Source organism: Methylobacterium sp. WL1, from assembly GCF_008000895.1.
GTDB lineage: Bacteria > Pseudomonadota > Alphaproteobacteria > Rhizobiales > Beijerinckiaceae > Methylobacterium.
Window position 1 is genome coordinate 1,138,637 of the sequence record NZ_CP042823.1, and the last position, 22,468, is coordinate 1,161,104.

General features: G+C 71.5%; 21 protein-coding genes and 6 pseudogenes. 9 read left to right on the forward strand and 18 right to left on the reverse strand.

Annotated features, from left to right (window positions below; all coding sequences use genetic code 11):
- Nucleotides 1-23: 23 nt before the first annotated feature.
- Both FVA80_RS05830 and FVA80_RS30330 read right to left on the reverse strand, forming a co-directional pair.
- A complete protein-coding gene (locus tag FVA80_RS05830) occupies nucleotides 24-371 on the reverse strand; it encodes a hypothetical protein (RefSeq protein WP_147908416.1) in 348 nt (115 codons plus the stop codon).
- Between the two features lie 820 nt (nucleotides 372-1,191).
- A complete protein-coding gene (locus tag FVA80_RS30330; protein ID WP_187193598.1) occupies nucleotides 1,192-2,256 on the reverse strand; it encodes a hypothetical protein in 1,065 nt (354 codons plus the stop codon).
- Between the two features lie 466 nt (nucleotides 2,257-2,722).
- Between FVA80_RS30330 and FVA80_RS05840 the strand changes: the two genes are divergently transcribed.
- A complete protein-coding gene (locus FVA80_RS05840; RefSeq protein WP_246692283.1) occupies nucleotides 2,723-3,325 on the forward strand; it encodes a PAS domain-containing protein in 603 nt (200 codons plus the stop codon).
- 63 nt (nucleotides 3,326-3,388) lie between these two features.
- Here FVA80_RS05840 and FVA80_RS05845 read toward each other — a convergent pair whose 3' ends face one another.
- Nucleotides 3,389-3,712, reverse strand: coding sequence for a helix-turn-helix domain-containing protein (locus tag FVA80_RS05845; protein WP_147908419.1), 324 nt, complete (start codon nucleotides 3,710-3,712; stop codon nucleotides 3,389-3,391).
- 148 nt (nucleotides 3,713-3,860) lie between these two features.
- Here FVA80_RS05845 and gstA point away from each other — a divergent pair, with 148 nt between their 5' ends.
- The 4 genes from gstA (at nucleotide 3,861) to FVA80_RS05865 (ending at nucleotide 6,303) form a co-directional block, all read left to right on the forward strand.
- A complete protein-coding gene (gene gstA / locus FVA80_RS05850; RefSeq protein ID WP_147908420.1) occupies nucleotides 3,861-4,490 on the forward strand; it encodes a glutathione transferase GstA in 630 nt (209 codons plus the stop codon).
- A 199-nt stretch (nucleotides 4,491-4,689) separates the two neighbouring features.
- Nucleotides 4,690-5,199 (forward strand): ferritin-like domain-containing protein, encoded by a 510-nt coding sequence (locus FVA80_RS05855; RefSeq protein ID WP_147908421.1) that lies wholly within the window; start codon nucleotides 4,690-4,692, stop codon nucleotides 5,197-5,199.
- Nucleotides 5,200-5,374: 175 nt separating this feature from the next.
- Complete coding sequence (locus FVA80_RS05860; protein WP_246692496.1) at nucleotides 5,375-5,920, forward strand: isochorismatase family cysteine hydrolase; 546 nt, start codon at nucleotides 5,375-5,377, stop codon at nucleotides 5,918-5,920.
- A gap of 185 nt (nucleotides 5,921-6,105) precedes the next feature.
- Nucleotides 6,106-6,303: a hypothetical protein gene (locus FVA80_RS05865; protein WP_007563351.1), complete on the forward strand. Its 198-nt coding sequence runs from the start codon at nucleotides 6,106-6,108 to the stop codon at nucleotides 6,301-6,303.
- An 81-nt stretch (nucleotides 6,304-6,384) separates the two neighbouring features.
- Here the strand turns inward: FVA80_RS05865 and FVA80_RS05870 are convergent, their stop codons facing one another.
- Nucleotides 6,385-7,155, reverse strand: coding sequence for an SDR family oxidoreductase (locus FVA80_RS05870; protein ID WP_147908422.1), 771 nt, complete (start codon nucleotides 7,153-7,155; stop codon nucleotides 6,385-6,387).
- Nucleotides 7,156-7,317: 162 nt separating this feature from the next.
- Between FVA80_RS05870 and FVA80_RS05875 the strand changes: the two genes are divergently transcribed.
- Both FVA80_RS05875 and FVA80_RS05880 read left to right on the forward strand, forming a co-directional pair.
- Nucleotides 7,318-7,977 carry a TetR/AcrR family transcriptional regulator gene (locus tag FVA80_RS05875; RefSeq protein ID WP_147908423.1) on the forward strand — a complete coding sequence of 220 codons (660 nt, stop codon included), beginning with the start codon at nucleotides 7,318-7,320 and terminating at the stop codon, nucleotides 7,975-7,977.
- Nucleotides 7,978-8,065: 88 nt separating this feature from the next.
- Nucleotides 8,066-8,245, forward strand: coding sequence for a hypothetical protein (locus FVA80_RS05880; protein WP_147899242.1), 180 nt, complete (start codon nucleotides 8,066-8,068; stop codon nucleotides 8,243-8,245).
- Between the two features lie 15 nt (nucleotides 8,246-8,260).
- Here FVA80_RS05880 and FVA80_RS05885 read toward each other — a convergent pair whose 3' ends face one another.
- The 7 genes and pseudogenes from FVA80_RS05885 to FVA80_RS05915 form a co-directional block, all read right to left on the reverse strand.
- Nucleotides 8,261-8,605 (reverse strand): DUF1330 domain-containing protein, encoded by a 345-nt coding sequence (locus FVA80_RS05885; protein ID WP_147908424.1) that lies wholly within the window; start codon nucleotides 8,603-8,605, stop codon nucleotides 8,261-8,263.
- 62 nt (nucleotides 8,606-8,667) lie between these two features.
- Nucleotides 8,668-9,360 carry an orotidine-5'-phosphate decarboxylase gene (gene pyrF, locus FVA80_RS05890; RefSeq protein ID WP_147908425.1) on the reverse strand — a complete coding sequence of 231 codons (693 nt, stop codon included), beginning with the start codon at nucleotides 9,358-9,360 and terminating at the stop codon, nucleotides 8,668-8,670.
- 69 nt (nucleotides 9,361-9,429) lie between these two features.
- Nucleotides 9,430-9,780: a BrnA antitoxin family protein gene (locus FVA80_RS05895; RefSeq protein ID WP_147908426.1), complete on the reverse strand. Its 351-nt coding sequence runs from the start codon at nucleotides 9,778-9,780 to the stop codon at nucleotides 9,430-9,432.
- Nucleotides 9,767-10,039 carry a BrnT family toxin gene (locus FVA80_RS32120; protein ID WP_246692777.1) on the reverse strand — a complete coding sequence of 91 codons (273 nt, stop codon included), beginning with the start codon at nucleotides 10,037-10,039 and terminating at the stop codon, nucleotides 9,767-9,769. The genes FVA80_RS05895 and FVA80_RS32120 overlap by 14 nt, the downstream gene beginning before the upstream one ends.
- Before the next feature lie 63 nt (nucleotides 10,040-10,102).
- A pseudogene (locus FVA80_RS05905) lies at nucleotides 10,103-10,727 on the reverse strand (uracil-DNA glycosylase family protein).
- A 156-nt stretch (nucleotides 10,728-10,883) separates the two neighbouring features.
- Nucleotides 10,884-13,091 (reverse strand): xanthine dehydrogenase family protein molybdopterin-binding subunit, encoded by a 2,208-nt coding sequence (locus FVA80_RS05910; protein WP_147908428.1) that lies wholly within the window; start codon nucleotides 13,089-13,091, stop codon nucleotides 10,884-10,886.
- 58 nt (nucleotides 13,092-13,149) lie between these two features.
- Complete coding sequence (locus tag FVA80_RS05915; protein ID WP_147908429.1) at nucleotides 13,150-13,605, reverse strand: (2Fe-2S)-binding protein; 456 nt, start codon at nucleotides 13,603-13,605, stop codon at nucleotides 13,150-13,152.
- 280 nt (nucleotides 13,606-13,885) lie between these two features.
- Here FVA80_RS05915 and FVA80_RS05920 point away from each other — a divergent pair, with 280 nt between their 5' ends.
- Nucleotides 13,886-15,421 (forward strand): HAMP domain-containing sensor histidine kinase, encoded by a 1,536-nt coding sequence (locus FVA80_RS05920; RefSeq protein ID WP_147908430.1) that lies wholly within the window; start codon nucleotides 13,886-13,888, stop codon nucleotides 15,419-15,421.
- Nucleotides 15,422-15,554: 133 nt separating this feature from the next.
- Here the strand turns inward: FVA80_RS05920 and FVA80_RS05925 are convergent, their stop codons facing one another.
- Together FVA80_RS05925 and FVA80_RS31035 are read right to left on the reverse strand one after the other, a co-directional pair.
- A complete protein-coding gene (locus FVA80_RS05925; protein WP_147908441.1) occupies nucleotides 15,555-15,971 on the reverse strand; it encodes an EVE domain-containing protein in 417 nt (138 codons plus the stop codon).
- Between the two features lie 91 nt (nucleotides 15,972-16,062).
- Nucleotides 16,063-16,606: pseudogene (locus FVA80_RS31035) on the reverse strand (MFS transporter); the annotation flags it as partial.
- Between FVA80_RS31035 and FVA80_RS05935 the strand changes: the two are divergent.
- Nucleotides 16,598-16,996, forward strand: a pseudogene (locus FVA80_RS05935) (LysR family transcriptional regulator); the annotation flags it as partial. The pseudogenes FVA80_RS31035 and FVA80_RS05935 overlap by 9 nt on opposite strands.
- Before the next feature lie 136 nt (nucleotides 16,997-17,132).
- Here FVA80_RS05935 and FVA80_RS05940 read toward each other — a convergent pair.
- The 5 genes and pseudogenes from FVA80_RS05940 to FVA80_RS05960 form a co-directional block, all read right to left on the reverse strand.
- Nucleotides 17,133-18,119 (reverse strand): annotated as a pseudogene (locus FVA80_RS05940) (NAD(P)H-dependent glycerol-3-phosphate dehydrogenase).
- Nucleotides 18,116-19,070, reverse strand: a pseudogene (locus tag FVA80_RS05945) (GNAT family N-acetyltransferase). Before FVA80_RS05945 ends, FVA80_RS05940 begins: the two co-directional pseudogenes overlap by 4 nt.
- Before the next feature lie 34 nt (nucleotides 19,071-19,104).
- Nucleotides 19,105-20,107 (reverse strand): annotated as a pseudogene (tsaD, locus tag FVA80_RS05950) (tRNA (adenosine(37)-N6)-threonylcarbamoyltransferase complex transferase subunit TsaD); the annotation flags it as partial.
- Between the two features lie 120 nt (nucleotides 20,108-20,227).
- Nucleotides 20,228-20,437 carry a TOBE domain-containing protein gene (locus FVA80_RS05955; protein WP_147908434.1) on the reverse strand — a complete coding sequence of 70 codons (210 nt, stop codon included), beginning with the start codon at nucleotides 20,435-20,437 and terminating at the stop codon, nucleotides 20,228-20,230.
- Nucleotides 20,438-20,544: 107 nt separating this feature from the next.
- Entirely contained in the window at nucleotides 20,545-22,329 is a 1,785-nt protein-coding gene (locus tag FVA80_RS05960) for an ABC transporter ATP-binding protein (protein ID WP_147908435.1), read from the reverse strand.
- Nucleotides 22,330-22,468 lie beyond the last annotated feature (139 nt).

The following is a 22,468-nucleotide window of genomic DNA, read 5'->3' on the forward strand; positions in this document are numbered from 1 at the left end:
GGAGCGTGGCCGACGCGATCGGGTCAGCAGCTCAGGCGGCGTCCCTCGCGGCGTCCGAAGGTCCGGTAATGGGCCGCACCGGACTCCATCTGGCCGCTGGCGACGGCCCGGCGGACATCGGGGTTGCAGCGCAGATACTCGCGCTCATCGAACCCGCCATAGGCGCGCTCACCGTAGCCCCGGTCGCCGTAGCCGCGGTCGCCGTAGCCGCGGTCGCCGCGATCCCGGCCCCGGTAATCGTCGCCGTCCCGGTCGCGGTCGCCGTAATCCCGGCCGCCATAGCCATAATCGGGGCCGCGCTGAGCGAGGGCCGGGCCGAGCGCGGACATCACGCCGAAGCCGACGGCAACCACAGCCAAAAACGCTTTCATCGTACCTGTCTCCTCACCGAGCCTGGAAACGCGTTAGGCCCCGGATGGTTCGATGGGCCCGCGGGCGGGCGCAGATCTCGGCGGTTGCGACCCTCCCACCCCCGGGCTGCGGACGCGCGGATCGATACCGCGCCCGAACGCGACGCCCCTGTCCCCGCTGGACGGCCTCGCCTGCACCCACACCGCATCGAGCCGCAACGGGTATTTCCGGGCCATCGCGGGTCGTCGCTTGCTGGACGCGGATTTTCGGGCCGAATGGGAACCAGGCGAACCGGGCCATCGATCCGATCGTCCGCGGAGCGCCCGCGCTCGGCTCGGGCGGTCTCGCAGAACCGATGCTCCTCGACATGCGGCTCGGCGGGACGGGGGAGGCCCGTCCAGCGGCCGCGTGGCGCCGGGCGGAACGTGGGAGCAACTCTGGCGGTGGGGTGGGCTCGACGGCCTCGATCCGCGTCGGCGTCGGCCTGAGAGCGCATGACCTACAGGTCCGCCCCGTATGTAGACCGGGCGAATACGCGAGAAAGACCGGACTGGATCTGCCTCGATCTTGGCATCCGCCACCGCTTTACGGAGAGCGGGACGCCGCTGCCGGCCTGCTTGAACGTGGACCGCGGGGCAGGGCCCCGGTAACGGGGCTCGTCGGGCCAGGGCGCGCTCGGCCACGGCACGCCGCAGACCTTCCTGGTATCGGTGTCGGCAAACGTCCGAGCGCCGCACCGGGCGGCGCTACCGGCGGTTCCGCCGGTAGCGCCGTGTCTTCCGCTTTACATGCGGTGCATCATCTCCCGGCGCATCATGCGGTGGCGCATCTCACGGTGCATCATGCGACGCTCCATGTGACGCCGCTCCATGCGGCGCTCCATGTGGCGACGCTCCATGCGACGCTCCATCCGATCCATCTGGACGGTCGAGACGATGTCGGCCGGCGCAGCGACGGCGCCGGGGCCGATCGGGGCGGCGGAGGCCGGGGAGGCGACGGCGGCGCCGAAGGCGGCGAGCAAGGCCGCAGTGATGATCGTGGTGCGCAAAGGATGTTTCCTCTCATGCCGCCGTCGAGGGCGGTTGTTTTCCGCTGAGCCGTGAGAGGAGCAAATCCTTCCCGGTCCCAGCTCAGCAAGCCGCAGGCCGCCGAGATGGTTCCGTGACGGATCGGGTCGGGGGTGCCTCCGGCCAACCGCTCGCGAGGTCGTGACGGGCGCGATCCGCGCAAGCCCGCCCGGCGGCCGCCGTGAGGTTCGGCGTCGCGCGCGAGCGCCAGGCGCCGGTCAGGCTTCCAGACGCGGCACGGCGCCGGGGGCGGCGCCGGAGGCGTCACGTTGGTCGCCCCCGGATCGGCGCGATGCCGGCCATTCAGCTCCGACGGGACGGGACGGGGGAGCTCCAGGGTCGGGAGCGCGATACTCTTCGGGTCGCCGAGCAAGGTGATCTGCTTGACCGTGACGGCTTGCCGGCCGCGCATCAGCGGGTTCTGGCGCACGTAGCTGATGAATTCCTCGGCCGCCCGCAGCTTTGACTTGTTCTGCTCGGCCTCTTGCGCCCGGATCCGCTCGGCCTCCGCCTCCCGGATCTTCGCCTCCTTGGCCTGGTGCTGCAGTTCGAGCGAGGCGAAAGCAAGTCCCGTAGCCGCACGGTCGAAGACAGAGCTCGCGCGCAATGTCGGACGGGAAAATAGAATATAAACGCTGTTGGCGACCAAGAAAGCGGCCACCAAAAACACGCCGAGATCGGCGACGTGCCCACTCACAGTCCAGAACACCAGCACGACAGCCAACGATAAGACCGAGAGTCCGAGAAGAATGTATCGCAACGCCGACATGATATAGCCTAAATTCATTTTTTGAATCGAATTGAGACGATTTATAAAGGTTTCGATTCTGAAAGGCAAATCTATCGGGGCTTTGCGTAGTGCGCAGGCCCCAGCCGCGGTCCATCCCCGATCGGAGGCGGGACGGGTCGCAAAGCACGGGACCGGCCCGGTCGGACCGCCCCGCCGCTCGGCGGCGCCAGGGAAGCCGCCGGCCGATGCGCGGGACCGGCGCGAACGGAAGCCCGGGCAGGGCACGGCACTCCCGGGGATCCAGATCGGCCTGCGGATCGGCCAGGACCAAGCCGAGTCCGGCATGCGCAGCCTGGAGCGTGCGCCCGCGCCCTGGAAGGGCAGGGCCCGAGGGAGGTCCCCGACCGCCCCGGTGGGGAACGCCCGGGGGATCGCGAGGCGCCGGCGGACCGGGCGCAGCTGTTGCCATTGTGCTCTATTCGACCGACGATTTCTGATACATCCGGATCGTGACGGTGCGCCGATCCAGTAAATGGCTTAGCGCGGACGTGCGATACGGATATCGGGGGATATCTTGCTGGAAAACTCCGACGATATTGTCTCAGAGGCGACCCTGATCGCGGCGCTGGAAGCCTCCGGCGGGGTCGGCTTCTGGATGTGGGACATCGCCACCGACGACGCGCGGGCCGATCCGGTCACCGCGCTGCTGTTCAACATCAGCCCGGCCCGTTCGCGGGCCGGGGTCAGCCTCTCGGAGATCCTGAAGGCGGTCTATCATGCGGATCAGGAGCACATCTCCCAGGTCATCCTGGACTGCGTGCAATCCGGCGGCTCGTATACCGCCGAGTACCGGGTCTGCTCCCCGGAGGGCCGGCTGCGCTGGGTGTTCACCCGCGGGCACTTCTACCTGGACGAACTCGGCCGCCCCCTGACCGGACGGGGCGTCGTCGTCGAGATCTCGGACAGCAAGTCCGCCGGCACCGCCTTCGCGACGCAAGACGGGAGCACGATCGAGGACGCCCTGAACAAGACCGCCGACCTGTGCCTGTCGCTCCACAACGCGGTCTCGGCCCTCGGCGACACCCGCATCGTCGCCCTGACCGAAACCCTGCTGCTCGAGATCGGCCGCCACCTCGCGAGCCGGCAACGGTCCCCGTCGAACCAGTCCATGCATTGACGTCGGGCACGCACCCTGAGGCCACCGCACAAGGATCGGGCGTTGGGCGCGTCTTCCCACGCCTCAGGCCGGCCCTCGCTGCTTCAGCCACAGACCGAATTCCTGGACGACGGAGACGACCTTCTTCAACCGCATGCCGTCCTCGGTCAGCGCATAGTCTACTTTGACCGGCGTCGTCGGATAGACGGTGCGCTTGATCAGGCCGGCGGCTTCGAGGGCGCGGAGATCCAGCGTCAGCATCCTCTGCGAGATCCCCGGCAGATCACGCCGAGGCTCGTGGAAGCGCTTCGGTCCGTCGATCAGGTAGGACACGAGGAGCAGGCGCCAGCGGCCGCCGAGCAGATGCATCGTGTGCTCGACGGAGCACCCGGTCACGGTCGCTCGCATCGACCGACCCTCGCGCCACCATACGTATAATTCTTGTTACTCACGCACAAAGTCTTGCGTTCTTTCGGCATCGATAGAACTGCGCTACGTATCTCTGCGAAAACGGTCGTTTCCAACATCGATGAGATCGAGTTGTCCGGGCGCAATCATGAGACTGTACTACATTCCCGCAAGCTGCTCGCTCGCCCCGCACATCATTGCCCACGAGCTCGGCCTCGACTTTGAACTCTGCAAAGTCGATCACGCCGATCATAGGACGGAAGAGGGACAGGATTACTACGCCGTCAACCCGCACGGCTACGTGCCCCTCCTCGAACTCGACGACGGCCGGATCCTGCGCGAGGGCCCCGCCATCCTGCAATACCTGGCCGACCTGAAGCCGGAGACGCGCCTCGCCCCGGCGAACGGCAGCTTCGAGCGCTACCGTCTTCAGGAGATGCTGGGCTTCCTGAGTTCCGAGATCCACAAGGGCTTCATTCCCCTCCTCTACGCACGCCTAGCGGGGCGGTATGTCGAAACCGCCAAGCCGAGGCTCGAAGCGCGCTTCGCCTGGATCGACGCGCAACTCGCCGGGCAGGCCTTCCTCATGGGCGAGACCTTCACGGTCGCCGACGCCTACCTGTTCGCGCTCACGGGCTGGGGGCAGGCGCCGTGGCTCACCTCGTATTACCGAGCCGACATCCATTTCGACCGCTTGCACAACCTGGACGCCTGGTACGGCCGCGTGCGCGGGCGCCAGGCGGTGAAGACGGCGCTGATGGAGGAGGGGCTGACGTAGCCCCCGCCGCCGCGCGGCACGGCCAGCCCGGTCCTGCGGGTCCGGGCCATTCGGACGGCGCGCGGTGCGGCGAGGCCCCCGGGACCCGGCGGGAGCGGGCGCAACCTGCGACCTTCCCGGCCGGAACTTGGCCGTGCGGGCCCGAGGTTGCCCGGATGAATGGATCACCGCGATCCACCATCTATTGCGAGACACCGGCATGACCCTCGATACACGTTCGATCTACGTCACGGCCCTGAAGAACACCCACGCCGTCGAGATGCAGGCCCTGCAGATCATGGAGCGGCAGGTCGAGCGCCTGGAGCGCTACCCGGAGATGGAGAAGGCCCTGCGCCGGCACATCGAGGAGACGCACGGCCAGCGCCAGCGCCTGGAGGAGGCGCTGCAGAGCCTCGGCGACAGCCCGTCGGCGCTCAAGGAGGGGTTCCTGGGCTTCGTCGGCAACATGATGGCGCTCGGCCACACGCCGGCCCAGGACGAGATCCTGAAGAACACCTACGCCAACCACGCCTTCGAGAACTTCGAGATCGCGGCCTACGAGTCACTGCTGACGATCGCGGATGCGGCCGGCCAGCAGGCGCATCGGACCGGCTTCCAGCAATCGCTGAAGGAAGAGCAGGGCATGGCCGAGGCGGTGCGGTCGCTGATCAAGCCGACCACCGAGCGCTACCTCGCGCTGACCACGGCCGGCGAGAAGGCCGACCGCTGACGATCCGGACCGCGGCCGGCCTTGCTGGGGCCAGCCGCGAACGCGCAACCACCGAGGCATGAAACGCGCGGGCATGGAAACCGAGACGACGCGCGCGCCGCCCTCCCGGGCGCGGGCCGACGACGGCTCCGCGGGCGAGCCCCTGAGCCAGTCCTGCGTGCATCTCTGCGTCGACATGCAGCGCATGTTCGCCGAGCCGACGGACTGGCAGACGCCGTGGATGCCGCGCGTCCTGCCGCACGTGCGCCGCCTCGCCGAGGCCCACCCGGATCGGACCGTGTTCACGCGCTTCATCCCGGCGGCCCGCCCCGGCGAGGGACGAGGCACGTGGGCGACCTATTCGGCCCGGTGGTCCGGCATGACGCGGGCTGCGCTCGATCCCGGTTTGATCGAGCTGGTCCCCGATCTGGCCCGCCTCGTCCCGCCCGCGGAGGTGATCGACAAGACCGTCTACTCGCCCTGGCTCGAAACGGACCTCGACGCGCGCCTCCGGGCGCGGGGCGTGGACACCCTGGTCGTCACCGGCGCGGAGACCGATGTCTGCGTGCTGGCGGCGGTGCTGGGCGGCGTCGATCTCGGCTACCGCATCGTGCTCGCCACGGACGGCCTGTGCAGTTCCTGCGACGAGGCCCACGACGCCCTGATGGTGATGTACCGGATGCGCTACGGCCACCAGGTCCTGACCCTGACGACCGACGCGATCCTGGAGCGCTGGCCGTGAGCAGCGTCCCCCTGTCTTGAACTGTTATAGTCAAGCTCTAGCGCGATAGGCCGGGTGCGATCCGCGGTGTTCCGGATCACGAACACTCGATGTGTGCAGGTTCACGCGCGAAAAACAGTCGCGACCGTCGAACCGAACGGCAGCGTCACCGTTATGTCCTCGAACACTATTCCGGAGGGAAGGACATGGCCAAGCACGAGATCCTCGGGTACTTCGAGCACCGCCGCGACGGGGCCTGGGTGTGCGTCCGGCCGTTCACCCTGACCACGCGCGATGCCAGCGTCGACATCCGTCAGGGCATGCGCTTCGATTACGGCAAGCGCGTCGGCGGGCTCGACCTCGCCGAGTACCTGGAGCAGCTCGGATCGCAGTTCGGTTCGTAAGGCGGCCCGGGCCAGCGGATCGCGCGCAACAATCCATGCCCGTGGAGGGCGCCGGGCGAAAACCCGGCGCCCTTCGTCGTTTCAGGCCCCGCCCCACTGCATCGTGAGGCCGCCATCGACCACCAGCGTGTGGCCGGTGACGTAATCGGCGGCCCCCGACGCGAGGTAGAGGATCGCTCTGGCGATCTCGCCCGGCTGCCCCGCCCGGTGCCACGGGATCCGCTCCAGGGACTGGTCGAGCACCGCGGTCTTCTCGAAGCGGTCCGCGGTCATCGGCGTCTCGATCAGGCCGGGGGCGACGTTGTTGACGTTGATCCGGTCCTCCGCGAGTTCCCGCGACAGGCTCCGGCACAGGGAGCCGAGTCCGGCCTTCGACATGCCGTAGGGAGCGCTCTCGGGGGTCGGCAGGTGCTGGGCCACCGAGGACACGAACACGATCTTGCCGCCACCGCCCTGCGCCCGGCGCATCCCGATGAACGGGCGCGCGCAGAACAGCGGCCCCATCAGGTTCACCCGCAGGATCCGCTCCAGCACCGTGTCGTCCATCTCGGCGACCGGCATGCCGCTCATCGCCTGACCAGCGTTGGCCACCAGGATGTCGAGGCCGCCCAGCTCGCTGCCGACGCGGTCGTAGGCGGCATTCACCGCGGCGGCGTCGCCGACGTCGAGTTGCAGCACCAGGGCGCGGCGGCCGGCCGCCTCGACCCGGGCGGCGGTCTCGCGGATCCCGGCCTCGTCTGTGTGATAGGTGATCGCCACGTCCGCCCCCTCCCGGGCGAACAGCTCGGCGGTCGCCTGCCCGATGCCGGAATCGGCTCCGGTGATCAGGGCTCGCTTGTCGGTCAGGATCATCGTTGCGTGCCTCGTGCGTGCGCCGCCGTGCAGGCGGCCGGATGCCGGGGCAATGGGTCGGACCCGGGAGGGTTCCGGCCGCGCCGACCCGCCGCGGGCAAAGCCGGGTCCCGGGAACCGGGGGTCTTTGACGCCCGCCGCGCCCGTGCCCTACTGAGGAGCATGTCCCTGGATACCCCGACCCCCATGCTCACGGAGGAGAGCGCGCCGACCACCCGCTGCCGCATCCTGGCGACGGCGGCGGCGTATTTTCGCGAGATCGGCTACCAGAAGACCACCGTGGCGGACATCGCCCGGACGCTGAAGATGAGCCCGGCCAACGTCTACCGGTTCTTCGAGTCGAAGAAGGCGATCAACGAGGCGGTGCTGGAGCGGCTGATCGGCGAGATCGAGGCCCTGGTCTCCGAGGTCGCCGCCCGCCCGGGCCTCGGCGCCACCGAACGCCTCGTGGCGGCGATCGACCTCCTGCACCGCGACTGCACGCGGCGCTGCGAGGAATTTCCCCGGCTCCACGAGATGGTCGAGGCGGCCATGGGCGAGAGCTGGGAGGTCTGCCGGCACCACATCGCCCGGGTCACGGCCGGGTTCGAGCGCATTGTCCGCGACGGCGTGGCCCGGGGCGAGTTCGAGGCCGCCGACCCGGCGGAGGCGGCCGCCTGCATCCATGCCGGCATCGCCCGCTACACCCATCCGCTGCTGGTCGGGCAGACCGCGCTCCAGCCGGTCCCCTCGCTGGAGGCCATGACGGCGTTCCTGCTGCGGGGCTTGGCGCCGCGGGGGCCAAGCGGTGCCGGACCGGCGCAAGGCGCACGACTGGGCTGAACCGATGACGCGTCGCCGGCCTCCTCGCAGCACAGCCCGCACGATCAACGGTGGCGTACGGCATCCAGCGAATGGGATCGCACCCCTCATGGATATCGATCGCGCCTTGCCTGAGCCGCTCACCGATGCGGAACGCGCCGCCGCTCAACGCGGCCTGGCCGACCTGCACGCGGGTCGGTTCGCGACGACGGCAGACGTCGAAGCCGCGTACCGCCGCTTCAGACCTCAGCGCCTCGATCCGGATCCGACCCCCGATACGAAGCGCTGAGCCGATCCGAAGACCTTACTCCGAGGCCCGCCCCGCCTCCGGCGCCGGCTCGGACACGCTCGGCTGCGGGCCGTCATAGCCCTCGATCACCAGGATCTCGGCATCGACGCCGCCGCGCTGCTTGGCCTTGGCCGCCTGGTAGAGGTCGGAGTTCCAGCAGGCGAGGGCGTCGGCGTAGCTCGGGAACTCGATCACCACGTTGCGGGAGCGAGGCTGGCCCATCACCGCCTCGAAGGCGCCGCCGCGCACCAGGAAGCGCCCGCCGTGCTTGGCGAAGGCGATGCCGTTGGCGGCCACGTAATCCTTGTAGGCCTCCGCGTCGCGGACATCGACCCGCGCGATCCAGTAGCCCTTCGCCATCCTGTGCCTCATCGGTTGCGGGGTTGAGATGGATTCCGGCCGCCCGAAGGCAATGCCGGGCTTCAGGCCAGCTCGGCCACAATCGCCTGCGCCACGGCGCGCGGGTCGGCGGCGCCGGTGATCGGGCGCCCGACCACCACGTGGTCGATCCCGACCCTGCGGGCGTCCCCGGGGGTCATCACCCGCTTCTGATCGCCGGCCTCGGCGCCCGCCGGGCGGATCCCCGGGGTGACGATCAGCCGGTCCGGCCCCACGATCCGCCGGACCGAGGCCGCCTCGGCCGCCGAGCAGACGAGGCCGTCGATGCCGATCTCGGCGGCCTGGGCGGCCCGCTTGGCGACCAGCTCGGCCACCGGCAGGCCGTAGCCGGCCTCCGCGGCGTCGGAATCGTCGTAGGAGGTCAGCACCGTCACGGCCAGGATCTTGAGGCTCGCGCCCCGGCCGCGCACGGCCGCCCGCATGGTCTGCGGATAGGCGTGAACGGTGAGGAAGGTGGCGCCCAGGCCCGAGGCCGAGCGCACGCCCTCCTCGACGGTGTTGCCGATGTCGTGGAGCTTGAGGTCGAGGAACACCTTGAGCCCGCGCGCCGCCAGCCGCTCGGCGAGCGCCAGGCCGCCGGCGTAACCCAGCCGGTAGCCGATCTTGTAGAAGGTCGCGGCATCGCCGATCCGGTCGATCAGCGCCTCGGCCTCCGGCACGCCCGGGAGATCGAGGGCCACGATCAGGCGGTCGCGGGGGTCGGCACTCTCGGTCATCGCGGCGTCCTTCGGGCTGGCGGCACGGACCACGCCGCGGCGATCCCTGTCAATCAGGACCGGAGCCTATCAGCCGCGCTTGCCGGCCTTGGCGCGCCGCCTGCCGCGTACGAGGCCCTCGGCCAGGGCTTCGTTCATGCGCGCCTGCCAGGGACCGCCGGCCTGGTAGGCGGCGAGCACATCGGGATCGACGTTCAGAGTGAGTTGCACCCGCCCGGTCTCACCCTGCGAGGGACTCCCTTGAGCCAGGGCGGCGTAGACGGCGGGCGGAAGCACGTCGCGGGCCGGGCGCAGGCGCGCCAGTTCGGCGTCAGTCAGTTCCGCCGAATCGGGATTGTTGGCGATGGACGCCTGGAGAAGCGCCTCCTCGGTATCGCTGAGCGGAGGCGCCCTTCGCTTGGTCGTGTCACGCGTCGTCATAGGCCTTCCGCTCCTTCCGGCTGGCCGGGCGCAGGCTGATCGCCGAAACCGCCTCCGTTCCGAGCACCGCGAACGTGAGAGTCACGAGTTGCGCGTCCAGGAAACCGACGGCCTTGAAGCGGCGCCCGCCCGTCTTGCTCGCGTGGGTCTCGCTGACCAGGGCGGTCTCCCATTCGAAACGGGCCTGCGCATCGGCGAAATTCAGGCCGTGCCCCTCGGGCGGAGGCCTGAGGTTCTCTGACGCTTCGGCTCGTCCCAGATCATCCGCACACGATTTTGTAGCGCCCGGATGGCGGGACCGTCGAGCCTTTTTAGGGCTTGCTCACCCGCCCAGCACCCGCGCCACCTCCGCCTTGAGCACCGGCAGCAGTTCCGCCTCGAACCAGGGCTCGCGCTTGAGCCAGCCGTTGTTGCGCCAGGACGGGTGGGGCAGGGCAGCACCCGGGGCGGCGGGGCTCGTCCAGGAGCGCGCGCCAGCGCCGCACGGTGCCGGTCAGGCCGCCCTCCATCCGGCCCAGGTGCCAGGCCTGCGCGTACTGGCCGATCACCAGGATGAGATCGAGGTTCGGCAGGCCGGAAAACAGCTCCGCACGCCAGCGCTCGGCGCATTCCCGGCGCGGCGGCCGGTCGCCGCCCTTGGCGTCGAGGCCCGGGAAACAGGAGCCCATCGGCACGATCGCCACCTGCGCGGGGTCGTAGAACCGCGCCTCGTCGAGGCCGAGCCAGCTCCGCAGCCGTACCCCCGACGGGTCGGTGAACGGCATCCCGGTGCGGTGGGCCCGGGTCCCGGGGGCTTGGCTCGCCACGCAGAGCCGCGCGCTGGTGCTGCCCTGCACGATCGGCCGCGGCTCCTGGGGGAGGGGCAGCCCGTAGAGCGGGCTGTCCCGGCACAGGCGGCAGGCGCGCAGGCGCGCGGCAGTGTCTTCGAACGGGGCGTGTGCGGGCATCGTTGCCAAGATGGCGAGCGGCTGCGCAGAAACCAAAAAAAACGGCGCGGTGTCGCGCCGCGCCGTCGTCAGTCGGGTCTCTTACTCAGGTCTCTTGCCTTGGGGGGAAGGCCCCTCCGTCCTACGCCGGGGCCGGGAGGCGCGCCGTGCGATTCGTCACGCGCCCTTCATGCCGGAGAGGTCGAGGGGCAGGGCGCGCAGGCGCTGCCCGGTGGCGGAGAACACCGCGTTGGCGATGGCCGGGGCCAGCACGGGGACGCCCGGCTCGCCGATGCCGGTGGGCGCGGCCTGGCTCGGCACGATATGCACCGCGACCTGCGGCATCTCGCTCATGCGGGTCGGCGCGTAGGCGTCGAAATTGTGCTCCTGCACCTGACCGTCCTTCAGCGTGATGCGGTTGCGCAGCACCGCCGACAGCGCGAAGCCGACCGCGCCCTCGACCTGGGCGCGGATCACGTCCGGATTGACCGGGATTCCGACATCCACCGCCGCCACGATCCGGTTCACCCGGATCCCGGAATCCTGGGCGGTGACGTCGGCCACCATGGCGACGTATGAACCGAAGGATTCGTGGACCGCGACCCCGAGGCCGCGGCCCTTCTCTTGCGGCTTGTTCTGCGGCTTGTCCGACCAGCCGGCCTTGTCGGCGGCGAGCTTCAGCACGCCCGAGAGCCGCGGCGCCTGCGTCAGCAGCGACAGCCGGTAGGCCACCGGATCGACGTCTGCGGCGTGGGCCAGCTCGTCGATCATCACCTCCATGACGTGCGCCGTGTGGGTGTGGCCGACCGAGCGCCACCACAGGACCGGCACGCCCTCGCGGCCGTTATGGACGCCGAACCGGTAGGCCGGCAGCGCGTAGGGCGTGTCGGAGGCGCCCTCGACGGTGGTCGAGTCGATCCCGTTCTTGACGATCATCGCCTCGAAGGGCGAGCCGATCATGATGGACTTGCCGACCATGACGTGGTCCCAGCCGACCACCGCACCCTTGGCGTCGATGCCGGCCCGGACCTTGTGCAGCACGGTCGGGCGGTAATAGCCGCCGGCCATGTCGTCCTCGCGGGTCCAGACCAGGTGGATGGGAGCCGTCTCGCCGGCGGCCTTGAACACGGTGGCGGCTTCCGCGAGGTAGTCGGCGGTGGGCGTCGCCCGGCGCCCGAAGGACCCGCCGGCCCAGTTGCTGTGGAGCCGGACCCGGTCGGGCGTCACCCCGAGGATCGCCGCCATGGTCGCCTGCTCCACGGTCTGGAACTGGAAGCCGGCATAGACGTCGTAGCCGCCGTCGGCCGCCCGCTCGATCGTGGCGTTCAGGGGCTCCATCGCGGCATGGGCGAGGTACGGGAAGGTGAACTCGGCCTCGATCACCTTGGCGGCGCCGTTCAACGCGGCCTGCGGGTCGCCGCGCTCGGAGGCGGTGAGGCCGGGGCCCTTGGCGCGCTCCCGGTACTCGGCCAGGATCGCGTCCGACGAGCGGGTCTCGGCGGTGCTGTCATCCCAGGCGACGGTGAGCGCCTCGCGGCCCTTCATGGCCGCCCAGGTGTCCCGGGCGATCACCGCCACGCCGGTGGGGACCTGCACCACGTCGAGCACGCCCACGACCTTCCGGGCCGCGGCGGCGTCGAAGCTCTTCACGGTGGCGCCGAAGCGCGGGGCGCGGGCGACCACGGCGGTGACCTGGTTCGGGCGGCGGATGTCGAGGGAGTAGACCGCCGAGCCGTTGGTCTTGGCCACGGAATCGAGGCGCGGCACCGTCCGGCCGATCAGCGTCCACTCGCTCGGGTCCTTGAGCCGCGGCTCGGACGGGACCGGCAGGGAGGCGGCCGAGGCCGCGAGTTCGCCGAACCGGGCCTGCCGGCCCGAGGGTTCGTGGCGGACCACGCCCTCGGCCACCGTGATCTGCGCCACCGGGACCTTCCAGCGGAAGGCCGCCTCGGCCATCAGCATCTCCCGGGCGGCGGCCCCGGCCTTGCGCAGCTGGAACCAGGAATTGGCCACCGCGGTGGAGCCGCCGGTGCCCTGGATCGGGCCCATCAGGCTGTTGTTGTAGAGCGTCGCGTCCGCGGGCGCGAACTCGGTGCGGACCGTCTTCCAGTCGGCGCCGAGCTCGTCGGCCAGGATCGTGGCCAGCCCGGTCGTGTTCCCCTGGCCCATGTCGAGGTGCTTGATCACCACCGTGACGGTGTCGTCCGGGGCGATCCGCACGAAGGCGTTGGGTTGGGCCTTGACGCTCGCGAGGTCCGGGCCGGCGGCGGCCCGGGCGGGCTTCGTGTCGAGCCGGAAGGCGACCACGATGGCGCCGGCGCCGGCCAGGAGGCCGCGGCGGCTGGGACGGACGGGGGATGCGTTCGGTCGACGGGCGTTCAGCATGGCGGCGATGCTCCGGTCAGGACCGCGGGGAGGGGCAGAGGGGTCTGCAGAGGGGTCTTCAGGCGAGGTCGCGCGCGGCCTCGTGGATCGCGGCGCGGATGCGCTGATAGGTGCCGCAGCGGCAGATGTTGCCGTCCATGGCGCCGTCGATGTCGGCGTCGGAGGGCTTGGCGTTGCCGGACAGGAGCCCGATCGCCGACATGATCTGTCCGGACTGGCAGTAGCCGCACTGCACGACGTCGAGCTTGCGCCACGCGGCCTGGACGGCCTCGGCCACGCGGCCGGACACGCCCTCGATGGTGATCACCTGGGCGGTGCCGACATCGCCCACCTTAGTCTGGCAGGACCGCACCGGCTGCCCGTCGAGATGGACCGTGCAGGCGCCGCACTGGGCGATGCCGCAGCCGTACTTGGTGCCGGTGGCGTCGAGGCGGTCGCGCAGCACCCACAGCAGGGGCATGTCCGGATCGGCGTCGACCGTGTGGGTAACGCCGTTGACGGTGAGCTTCGGCATGGTCGGCGGCCCTCGATCGACACGCGGGATCCGGGCGCGCGCCGGATCGCGGCGCTTCGGCCCCGCCACGCGAGTCGTTTACCGTAACCGGCCCCGCCTGGCCAACGATGTGTGGCGCCGCACGTCGATCCGGCCGGCCGATCGCCATGGCGCGGACGCCGATGCGTAAGATGCGACCGATGCCGGCAGCCGCTTCTTAAGACATCCGCCCCATCCTGGCGCCGTCGCCCCCCTGCCCAGCTGCCTCGCCGCCGCGTTCGAGCCGAGTTTCAACAATCCCATGTCCGATCTCACCGTCGAGATGGTGCAGCGCGGTCGCGGCCCCTCGACGGAGGAAGCGGCGCGGCGCCTCGGTGTCGCCCGCGAGATCCGCTCGGCGCGCGAGAAGCTGACGTCGCAGACCGGCCTGGAGCGGGCCTTCGACCACGAACTCCTGCGCCATTACGCCCGGTACCGGGCGGGAGCCGGCATTCCGCTGGTGCTGTTCGCCGTCACCCTGGCGACGGCGGCGACCTTCTGGATCGCCCCGGTCGTGGCCGCGCTCTGGGCACTCGGCGTGATCCTGATGGTCACGCTCAACACCACGCTGAGCCGCGGCTTCCTGCGGGCCGACGCGGCCACGATCCCGCTCGCGCGCTGGCGCCGCCGCTTCCTGATCGGCGAGGTCCTGCAGAGCCTGTCGTGGTCGGCGATGATCGGGCTCGGCACCACCGGCGGCTGGACCTTCGCGCTGTTCGGCCTCGTCATCGCGGCCGCGGTCTCGACCATGCTGGCGGCGACGGTGCCGGTGGCGGCGGTCGCCGCCCTGGTGCCGCTGGTGCTCGCCACCGCGTCGCTGGCCGCCTGTTCGAAGGGCATGGAGGCGATGCTGCTGGTGCTGATGGCCGCCGGCGCGCAGCTGTTCTTCCTGGGGCTGGCCCGCCGCCTCTACGCCTCGACGGTGGGCGCCCTGCGTTCCCGGGCCGAGAAGGACGCGGTGTTCGGCGAACTGGAGCAGGCCAAGGCCAATTCCGACGAGGCGCGTCGCCGGGCCGAGGAGGCGAACCTCGCCAAATCGCGTTTCCTCGCCACCATGAGCCACGAGCTGCGCACGCCGCTCAACGCCATCCTGGGCTTCTCGGAGGTGATGAAGAACGAGGTGTTCGGCATCCACACGGCGCCGTCCTACCGGGAATACTCGAACGACATCCACGACAGCGGCATGCACCTGCTGAACCTGATCAACGAGATCCTCGACCTGTCGCGCATCGAGGCCGGCCGCTACGAGCTCAACGAGGAGGCGGTGCAGCTCGCCCACGTGGTCGAGGAATGCCGCCACATGATGGGCCTGCGGGCCAAGACGAAGAACCAGACCTTCCACGACCTGGTCGACGCCTCGCTGCCGCGGCTCTGGGCCGACGAGCGGGCGCTGCGCCAGATCGTACTCAACCTGCTGTCGAACGCCGTCAAGTTCACGCCGCCGGGCGGCGAGATCTGGCTGAAGGTCGGCTGGACCGCCTCGGGTGGGCAGTACGTCTCGGTGAAGGACAGCGGACCCGGCATCCCCGAGGACGAACTCGGCACCGTGATGTCGTCGTTCGGCCGCGGCTCCCTGGCGATCAAGACCGCCGAGCAGGGCTCGGGGCTCGGCCTGCCGATCGTGAAGGGGCTGGTGGAACTGCACGGCGGCCAGTTCCAGCTGTCCTCGCGGCCGCGCGAGGGCACCGAGGTGATCGTGACACTGCCGGCCTCGCGGGTGATGGACACCCTGCTGCCCGTCGATGTCGGCGCGGACGCGTTCGTCACGGTGCGGGGCGCGTTCAACCGCGCGGCTTGAACGAAGGGGTTCCCGAAGGGCTCAGCCCGTCGGCGGGGATTCGGGGGCGGAGCCCCTGATCATCGGGCGAAGCCCGGCACCAGGGCTCCGCCCTGGACCCGCAAAAGGTCTCGGACCTTTCGAAACCGGGACCTTACGGGATCTCAGCCAGGGCGCGGATGCGGTTCCATTCGGCCTCGGTGACCGGCTGAACCGACAGGCGCGAGTTGTTCACCAGCACCATGTCGGCCAGCGCCGGGTCGGCCTTGATCGCGTCCAGCGTCACCGGCCGGGGCAGCGCCGCGACAGCCTTCAGGTCGACCATGCCGAAACGGCCGGTTTCGTCGGTGTGGTCGGGGTAGTAGGGCCGGATCACCGCGACGATGCCGACCACGGCCTTGCCTTCGTTCGAGTGGTAGAAGAAGCCCTGCTCGCCGACCTGCATGGCCATCAGGTGCTTCTTGGCCAGGTGGTTGCGCACGCCGTTCCAGTGGGTGCCGGCCGCACCGGCCGCGACCTGCTGGTCCCACGACCAGGTCGCGGGCTCGGATTTGAACAGCCAGTACGCCATCACGCCCTCTCTCGCGGGGCCGCCCCGTCGCGGCGGCACGGCCCCCATAGCGCAGCTGTCCCCGGCGCGGACAGGCCCCTCCGGTCCCGGCTCACCGCCCGTTGCGGCCGAGCACGAGCCGGCTGGCGCCCGCGAAGGCCCAGGCGCAGAGCCCGCCATACAGCATGACGCCGTCGACGCCCCGGACCAGCGCCTGCCGGGCGATCGATGCCGCCCGGCACCGGCGTCGGCCAGCGCCAGATTGCCGGCCGCCACCGTCTCCGCGAGGGCGTCGAGCGCCGCCCCTGCGCCAGCGGGGCGAGGCCCGCCCGGACGCCCTGGAGCAGGATGAAACCCATCGGGGCGATGTTGACGGAAAGCGCGATCATCCGCGCGCTCATGTCCATGCCCGCGGCCATCCCGGCGCGCTCCGGCGGCAGGGCGCCCGTGGCGGTGTTGGTCACGGGGGTGTTGGTGAGGCCGAGGCCGGTGCCGGCCAGGAGGCAGCCGGGCAGCAGCGTCAGCCAGCCCGCCTGCGCGCCGGTGGCGGCCGCGCGCATCAGCAGGACGCCGGCGCCGATGGCGAACAGGCCGAGCGGGATGACCACGCCCGGGCCGTGGCGCAGGAGTAGGCGCTCCGACAGGGGCGGCGCGACGGCGACATCCTCGGGCCGGAGCATTTCGGCTGGTTCGCGGCCCCGCATTTCGAGCACCGGGCCGGCGAGACGTTGCGCCTGGCCGCGACCTCGCCCTGCTGCTCCGTGCGGGACGTCGCCATCCAGTTGCTGGACCGGGCCGGGATTCCCTGGACGGAGGTGTTCGTCGGCGGCACCGCGGCGATCAGCGCGGCCCTGTCGGCGGGGCTGGCGGTCTCGGCCTTCCCGCGCCGGCTCGCCCCGGCCGACGTGATCGATGTCGGCGACGTTCTGGGGCTTCCGCCGATCCCCGCACTCGCCCTGGTGCTGCACTCGTCCCTCACCGTTCCGCGCAGCAAGGACGCGCTGCGGGCGATCACGGCGGCGTTCCGGGAGCACCGGCGGGGTTAGGGCGCTCGCACGACGACTTGAGGGTTTCCAAAGGGCTCCGCCCTTTGGCGAGGTTCGGGGGCGGAGCCCCTGAGACACCTTTCAGGCGACCAGGGCTCCGCCCTGGACCCGCAAAAGGTCCCGACCTTTTGAAACCCTAATCCGACTCGCCGCGCAGCGGCCGGGCAAGCAGGCCGGCGATCACGTCCTCGACGCCGGCCCGGCCCGTCACGATCGCCGCGACGGCCTGCGCCACCGGCATGTCGATCGCCCGGGCCGCCGCCAGGCTGGCCAGGGCCGCGGCCGTGAAGGCGCCCTCGGCGAGCTTGCCGCCCGACGCCGCCTCCGGGCTCGCCCCGGCGCCGAGCCGCTGCCCGAAGGCGAAGTTGCGCGATTGCGGCGAGGAGGCGGTGAGCACCAGATCGCCGAGGCCGGAAAGGCCCATCAGGGTCTCGCCGGCCTCCGAACGCCCGGGCGAAGCGCATCAGCTCGGCGAAGGCGCGGGCGATCAGGGCCGCCCGGGCGCTCTCGCCGAGGCCCCGGCCCGCCACGATCCCGCAGGCGATGGCCAGCACGTTCTTGCCGGCGCCGCCGATCTCGACGCCGCGCACGTCGTCGGTGTGGTAGAGCCGGAAGCTCGGCCCCGAGAGCAATGCACTCAACGACGCGGCGAGCCCGGGATCCGTCGCCGCCAGGGTGACGGCCGTGGGAAGGCCGCGGGCGACGTCGACCGCGAAGCTCGGGCCGGACAGGACAGCGACCGGCGTTCCCGGCGGCAGGACCTCTTCGGCGACCGCGCTCAGGAAGCTGTCGCTGCCGCGCTCGATCCCCTTGGCGCAGAGGATCACCGGCCCGGCCGAGGCGAGGGGACCGCGCAGGGTCTCCAGCACGCCGCGCACGGTCTGGGCCGGCACGACCAGCAGGGTCGCCCGGGCGCCGGCGAGTTGTTCGGATTGCCCTGTCACCACGATCCGGTCGTGGAGCGGCACGCCCGGCAGGTAGCGCGGGTTCTCCCGCGCGGCCTGCAGCCTAGCGGCGGCCTCCGGGTCGCGCAGCCAGAGCGGACTGGAGCCGGCGGCCGCGGCGCGTTGGCCAGCGCCGTGCCCCAGGCGCCGCCGCCGACGACGTTGATGGGTGCGCTCATGCCGAAACCCCCGCCTGTTCAAGCCGATAGAGGATGTGGCTGCGCAGCGGCCCCTCCGGCACCGCCGGATGCGCGAACGTCTCCGCCCGCACCATGCCGAGGCGCTCCATCACCGCCAACGAGCGCCGATTGCCGGACGCGGTGTACGCCACGACCGCCCGGATGCCGCAGCGCCCGGCGAGGTCGGCCAGCGTCAACGCGCCGCCCGGGTTGCGAGGCCGTGGCCCCAGGCATCCCGGGCGAGGCGCCAGCCGATCTCGATGGTCGCGCCGACCCGCTCGCCCCCCGGGAACGGCATGGCCCGCATGATCCGGAACGCCCCGACGAAGCCGACGAACCGGCCGTCCCGCTCCAGGGCCCAGGGGCCGAACCCGTCCGCCACGAAGCGCCGGTCATAGCTGCTCGCCTCGGCGGCGCTCTCGGCCTCGGTCCGGGGCCGGGGGAAGAATTCCATCACCGCCGGATCGGCGTTGAGCGCCGCGAACGGGGTCGTGTCGGCCGGACGCCAGCGGCGCAGGAGCAGGTCGCCGTCCTGAAGGCCGTCCGGCATTGGGGCCGTCGCGATCTCGCTGCGCCGGAGCTTCCCGCGCCGGATCTTGCCGCGCCGGATCTTGCCGCGCCGGATCTTGCCGCGCCGGATCTTGCCGCGCCGGATCTTGCCGCGCCGGATCTTGCCGCGCCAAGCCAGGGAACGCCGGTTCAGCAGGGCGAGGTCGGCGGTGCCGGCCAGCACCGCCTCCCCGAGGGCGATCGCGTGCTCAAGGCCGTCGGCCGGCATGTTGGCGTGGGCGGGCGCCGCCACGCTGTCGCGCCAGGGGCCGCCGCAGGCATTGTCCAGGAGGATGCGGGCGAAGCAATGATCGAGGCGCACCGGCCAGCCGGGCCGGGCGGCCTGCAGGCGGCACGCGACGAGATCCTGCACTGCGCGCGCCGGTCCGCGCCGGTGCTCATCCGGCCGGGACCGCGTCCCGGCCGGGTCGACCAGCGGCCAGCGGGGGCGGGCCGGCGCGGTCAGGTCGTCGACGAGCCCGAGCCGCAGGCGCTCCAGCCCGGCAGCGATCATGCGCCGTTGTCGCCGCAGAGCGGCAGGGGCGGGGCGACAAGGAGGCCACGCCTCGCCGGCCAAAACCGCCAAAGCGCGACGGATCGCGCCGTTGGCCGAGACGCGCCTGCCGCCACCAGGGCGGTGGGCCGGCCGGCGACGCCCGAGAGGCGCGCAGGGCGACCCGGGCGCGGTCCACCACCACGTCGACCACGGCGGCCTGGAAGCTCGCGCACAGGTCGGCGACGTCGCGCTCGGCCAGCGGGGCGATCCGCTCGGCCTCGATCCGCAGGGCGGTCTTGAGACCCGACAGGGAGAAATCCGCCTCGCGCCGGCCCAGCATCGGCCGGGGCAGGGCGAAGCGCTCGGGGTCGCCCGACTCGGCCATGCGCTCGACCTCGGGGCCGCCGGGGTAGCCGAGGCCCAGCAGCTTGGCGACCTTGTCGAAGGCCTCGCCGATGGCGTCGTCCACCGTGGAGCCGAGGCGCACATAGTCGCCGACCCCGCGCACGGCGACGAGCTGGGTGTGGCCGCCCGAGGCCAGCAGCAGGAGATACGGGAAGGGCAGGTTGTCGGTCAGCCGCGCGGTGAGCGCGTGGGCCTCGAGGTGGTTGACCGCGAGCAGCGGCTTGCGGGTCACCAGGGCCAGGGTCTTGGCGGTGACGAGGCCGACCAGCACGCCGCCGATCAGCCCGGGCCCGGCCGCCACCGCGATCCCGTCGAGGTCGGAAAAGCCGATCCCGGCCCGGTCGAGGGCGCGGGCGATCAGCCGGTCGAGCACCTCGACATGGGCCCGGGCGGCGATCTCGGGCACGACGCCGCCGTAGGCGGCGTGCTCGGCGATCTGGCTCAGGATCTCGTTGGCGCGGATCTGCGCGGCCCCGTCCTCATCCACGGACACCACGGCGGCGGCAGTCTCGTCGCAGGTGGTCTCGATGCCGAGCACGGTCTTCACGGGCCACTCCCTAGGGTCATCGGACCTGCAGGCCCCGCCCGGGAGCCCGCCGGGCCGGCGTAATCCGGGCGCCGGGCGAGCGCAATGACCGCCCGGCGCCCCATGGCAGGCTCAGTCGACCGCGATCATCACGTCGGAGGCCTTCACCACGGCGTAGGCCGGGCCGCCGGCCACGAGCTTGAGGGCATCGACCGCCTCGTTGGTGATCGCGGCGGTGACCACCTGGCCGGGGCTGATCTCGATCTTCACGTGGGCGGTGGTCGAGCCCTTGTCGACCGAGACCACGGTGCCCTTGAGGACGTTGCGCGCGCTGATCTTCATGCTGTCGTGCTCCGAAGCTCACTCGGCCGAATCGGGCCGCATCCGGCGCGTGTCCTACAGCATGGCGCGGGTCGGCGCGACCACCCGGGGGCGGGGGGACAGGTCCGTCACGCGCTCGCAGCCAGGACGGATTGCCGCTCGAACAGGGCGCGGTAGGCCCCGCCCGGGCGGCGCATCAGGTCGGCGTGGGGGCCGTCCTCGACGATGCGGCCGTGGTCGAACACGAGGATGCGGTCGAGCGCCTGCACGGTCGAGAGCCGGTGCGCGATCACGAGCGCGGTGCGGCCGTGCATCAGCCGCGCCATCGCCTCCTGCACCAGGGCCTCGGATTCCGAATCGAGGCTCGAGGTCGCCTCGTCGAGGATCAGGATCGGCGCATCCGCCAGGAAGGCGCGGGCCAGCGCCACCCGCTGGCGCTCGCCGCCCGAGAGCTTGACCCCGCGCTCGCCGACCAGGGTGGCGTAGCCATCGGGCAGCCGGGCGATGAAGGCGTGCGCGTTGGCAAGCCGGGCCGCCCGCTCGATCGCCTGCGCCGAGGCGCCGGGCCGGGCATACGCGATGTTCTCGGCGAGCGAGCGGTGGAACAGCACCGGCTCCTGGGGCACGATCGCGACCTGTGCCCGCAGGCTGTCCTGGCTCGCCGCCGCCACGTCCTGCCCGTCGATGGTCACGCGCCCGCCCGAGACGTCGTAGAGCCGCTGGATCAGCTTGACGAAGGTGGTCTTGCCCGAGCCCGAGCGGCCGACCAGCCCGACCCGCTGGCCCGCCGGGATCGTCACCGACAGCCCGTCGTAGAGCGGATGCCCGTGGGCGCCGTAGTGGAAGCGCACGGCCTCGAAGCGGATCGTCCCGCCCGCGACCGCGAGCGGGGCCGCCCCCGGCCGGTCGGCGACGCCGAGGGGCTCGTCCGCCAGCGCGACCAGTTCCTCCATCTCGTTGACCGCCCGCTGCAGGTGGTTGATGTGGCCGCCAATGTCGCGCAGGTAGCCGTGCACCACGAAGGTGGTGGTGAGCACGTAGGCGACGTCGCCCGGGCTCGCCTCCCCGCGCCACCACAGCCACAGGGCGGTGGCCACGATGGCGGTGCGCAGGGCGAGCAGCAGCCCGAGCTGGCCGGTGCCGCTCCACGTGATGATCATCCAGGTGCGGTGCGTGCGCCGCTGCCACCTGGCCAGGAGCCGGCCGAGGCGCGCCTCCTCCCGGGCCTCCGCGCCGAACGCCTTGACCACGGCGTTGTTGCCGATCGCGTCGCTGAGGGCGCCGCCGAGCCGCGTGTCGAGGGCGTTCGAGAGCGCGGAGGCGGGGGCGATGACCCGGGTCGCCAGGAGCGCGGTGGCGCCGACATAGGCGGCGCCCAGCGCCACCACGGCGCCGAGGGCCGGCCAGTGCAGGCCGAGCACGAGGGCGGTGCCGAGCAGCACCACCAGGGCGGGCAGCAGCGCCAGCAGCAGCGTGTCGTTGAGCCCGTCGAGGGCCCACATACCGCGCGAGATCTTTCGGACGGTGGAGCCCGAGAAGGTGTTGGCGTGCCACTCGGTCGAGAAGCGCTGGACCCGGGCGAAGCCGTCCCGGGCCATGTCGCTCATGGTGTGGAGGGTGAGCGGCACCACCAGGCTCCAGGCGACGTGCCGCAGCAGCGCGGTGGCGAGGCCCAGCGCCGTCATCGCCAGGAAGGCGGGCAGCGCCGCCGCTAGCGCCGCCTGCCGCTCGGGCCCGGTGAGTGCGTCGACCAGCCGGCCGGCATAGAGCGGCAGCAGCACCTCCGCGAAGGTCGCCAGGGTGATCGCGCCGGAGAGGCCGGCCACGAGGGGCCAGCGCCGGCGCCAGCCGCGGACGACGAAGGCGAGCACGCGGCGGACCGCGCCCACCCGCCGGGGAGGGGACAGGGACATGCACAAGCCCAACGCGTCGGCGTCGGCTCCGGGAAACGCCGGCCCGGCATCGGATGCGACGCGGGCGGGCGAGGTCAGACGGGGAGGGGCTCGGGGACGCCGGGGCCGTGAGGCCGGGCGCCAGCGGCTAGCCGATCCG

Bases quoted from the DNA above. Each gene is read 5' to 3' on its own strand.
- FVA80_RS05915 (WP_147908429.1), bottom strand. From the start codon at position 13,605: ATGCCGAAGCTCACCGTCAACGGCGTTACCCACACGGTCGACGCCGAT.
- FVA80_RS05870 (WP_147908422.1), bottom strand. From the start codon at position 7,155: ATGATCCTGACCGACAAGCGAGCCCTGATCACCGGAGCCGATTCCGGC.
- pyrF (WP_147908425.1), bottom strand. From the start codon at position 9,360: ATGACCGAGAGTGCCGACCCCCGCGACCGCCTGATCGTGGCCCTCGAT.
- FVA80_RS05855 (WP_147908421.1), top strand. From the start codon at position 4,690: ATGACCCTCGATACACGTTCGATCTACGTCACGGCCCTGAAGAACACC.
- FVA80_RS05895 (WP_147908426.1), bottom strand. From the start codon at position 9,780: ATGACGACGCGTGACACGACCAAGCGAAGGGCGCCTCCGCTCAGCGAT.
- FVA80_RS05910 (WP_147908428.1), bottom strand. From the start codon at position 13,091: ATGCTGAACGCCCGTCGACCGAACGCATCCCCCGTCCGTCCCAGCCGC.
- FVA80_RS05960 (WP_147908435.1), bottom strand. From the start codon at position 22,329: ATGTCCCTGTCCCCTCCCCGGCGGGTGGGCGCGGTCCGCCGCGTGCTC.
- FVA80_RS05860 (WP_246692496.1), top strand. From the start codon at position 5,375: ATGCAGCGCATGTTCGCCGAGCCGACGGACTGGCAGACGCCGTGGATG.
- FVA80_RS05830 (WP_147908416.1), bottom strand. From the start codon at position 371: ATGAAAGCGTTTTTGGCTGTGGTTGCCGTCGGCTTCGGCGTGATGTCC.
- FVA80_RS05865 (WP_007563351.1), top strand. From the start codon at position 6,106: ATGGCCAAGCACGAGATCCTCGGGTACTTCGAGCACCGCCGCGACGGG.
- gstA (WP_147908420.1), top strand. From the start codon at position 3,861: ATGAGACTGTACTACATTCCCGCAAGCTGCTCGCTCGCCCCGCACATC.
- FVA80_RS05845 (WP_147908419.1), bottom strand. From the start codon at position 3,712: ATGCGAGCGACCGTGACCGGGTGCTCCGTCGAGCACACGATGCATCTG.
- FVA80_RS05875 (WP_147908423.1), top strand. From the start codon at position 7,318: ATGTCCCTGGATACCCCGACCCCCATGCTCACGGAGGAGAGCGCGCCG.
- FVA80_RS05955 (WP_147908434.1), bottom strand. From the start codon at position 20,437: ATGAAGATCAGCGCGCGCAACGTCCTCAAGGGCACCGTGGTCTCGGTC.
- FVA80_RS05880 (WP_147899242.1), top strand. From the start codon at position 8,066: ATGGATATCGATCGCGCCTTGCCTGAGCCGCTCACCGATGCGGAACGC.
- FVA80_RS05925 (WP_147908441.1), bottom strand. From the start codon at position 15,971: ATGGCGTACTGGCTGTTCAAATCCGAGCCCGCGACCTGGTCGTGGGAC.
- FVA80_RS05920 (WP_147908430.1), top strand. From the start codon at position 13,886: ATGTCCGATCTCACCGTCGAGATGGTGCAGCGCGGTCGCGGCCCCTCG.
- FVA80_RS05885 (WP_147908424.1), bottom strand. From the start codon at position 8,605: ATGGCGAAGGGCTACTGGATCGCGCGGGTCGATGTCCGCGACGCGGAG.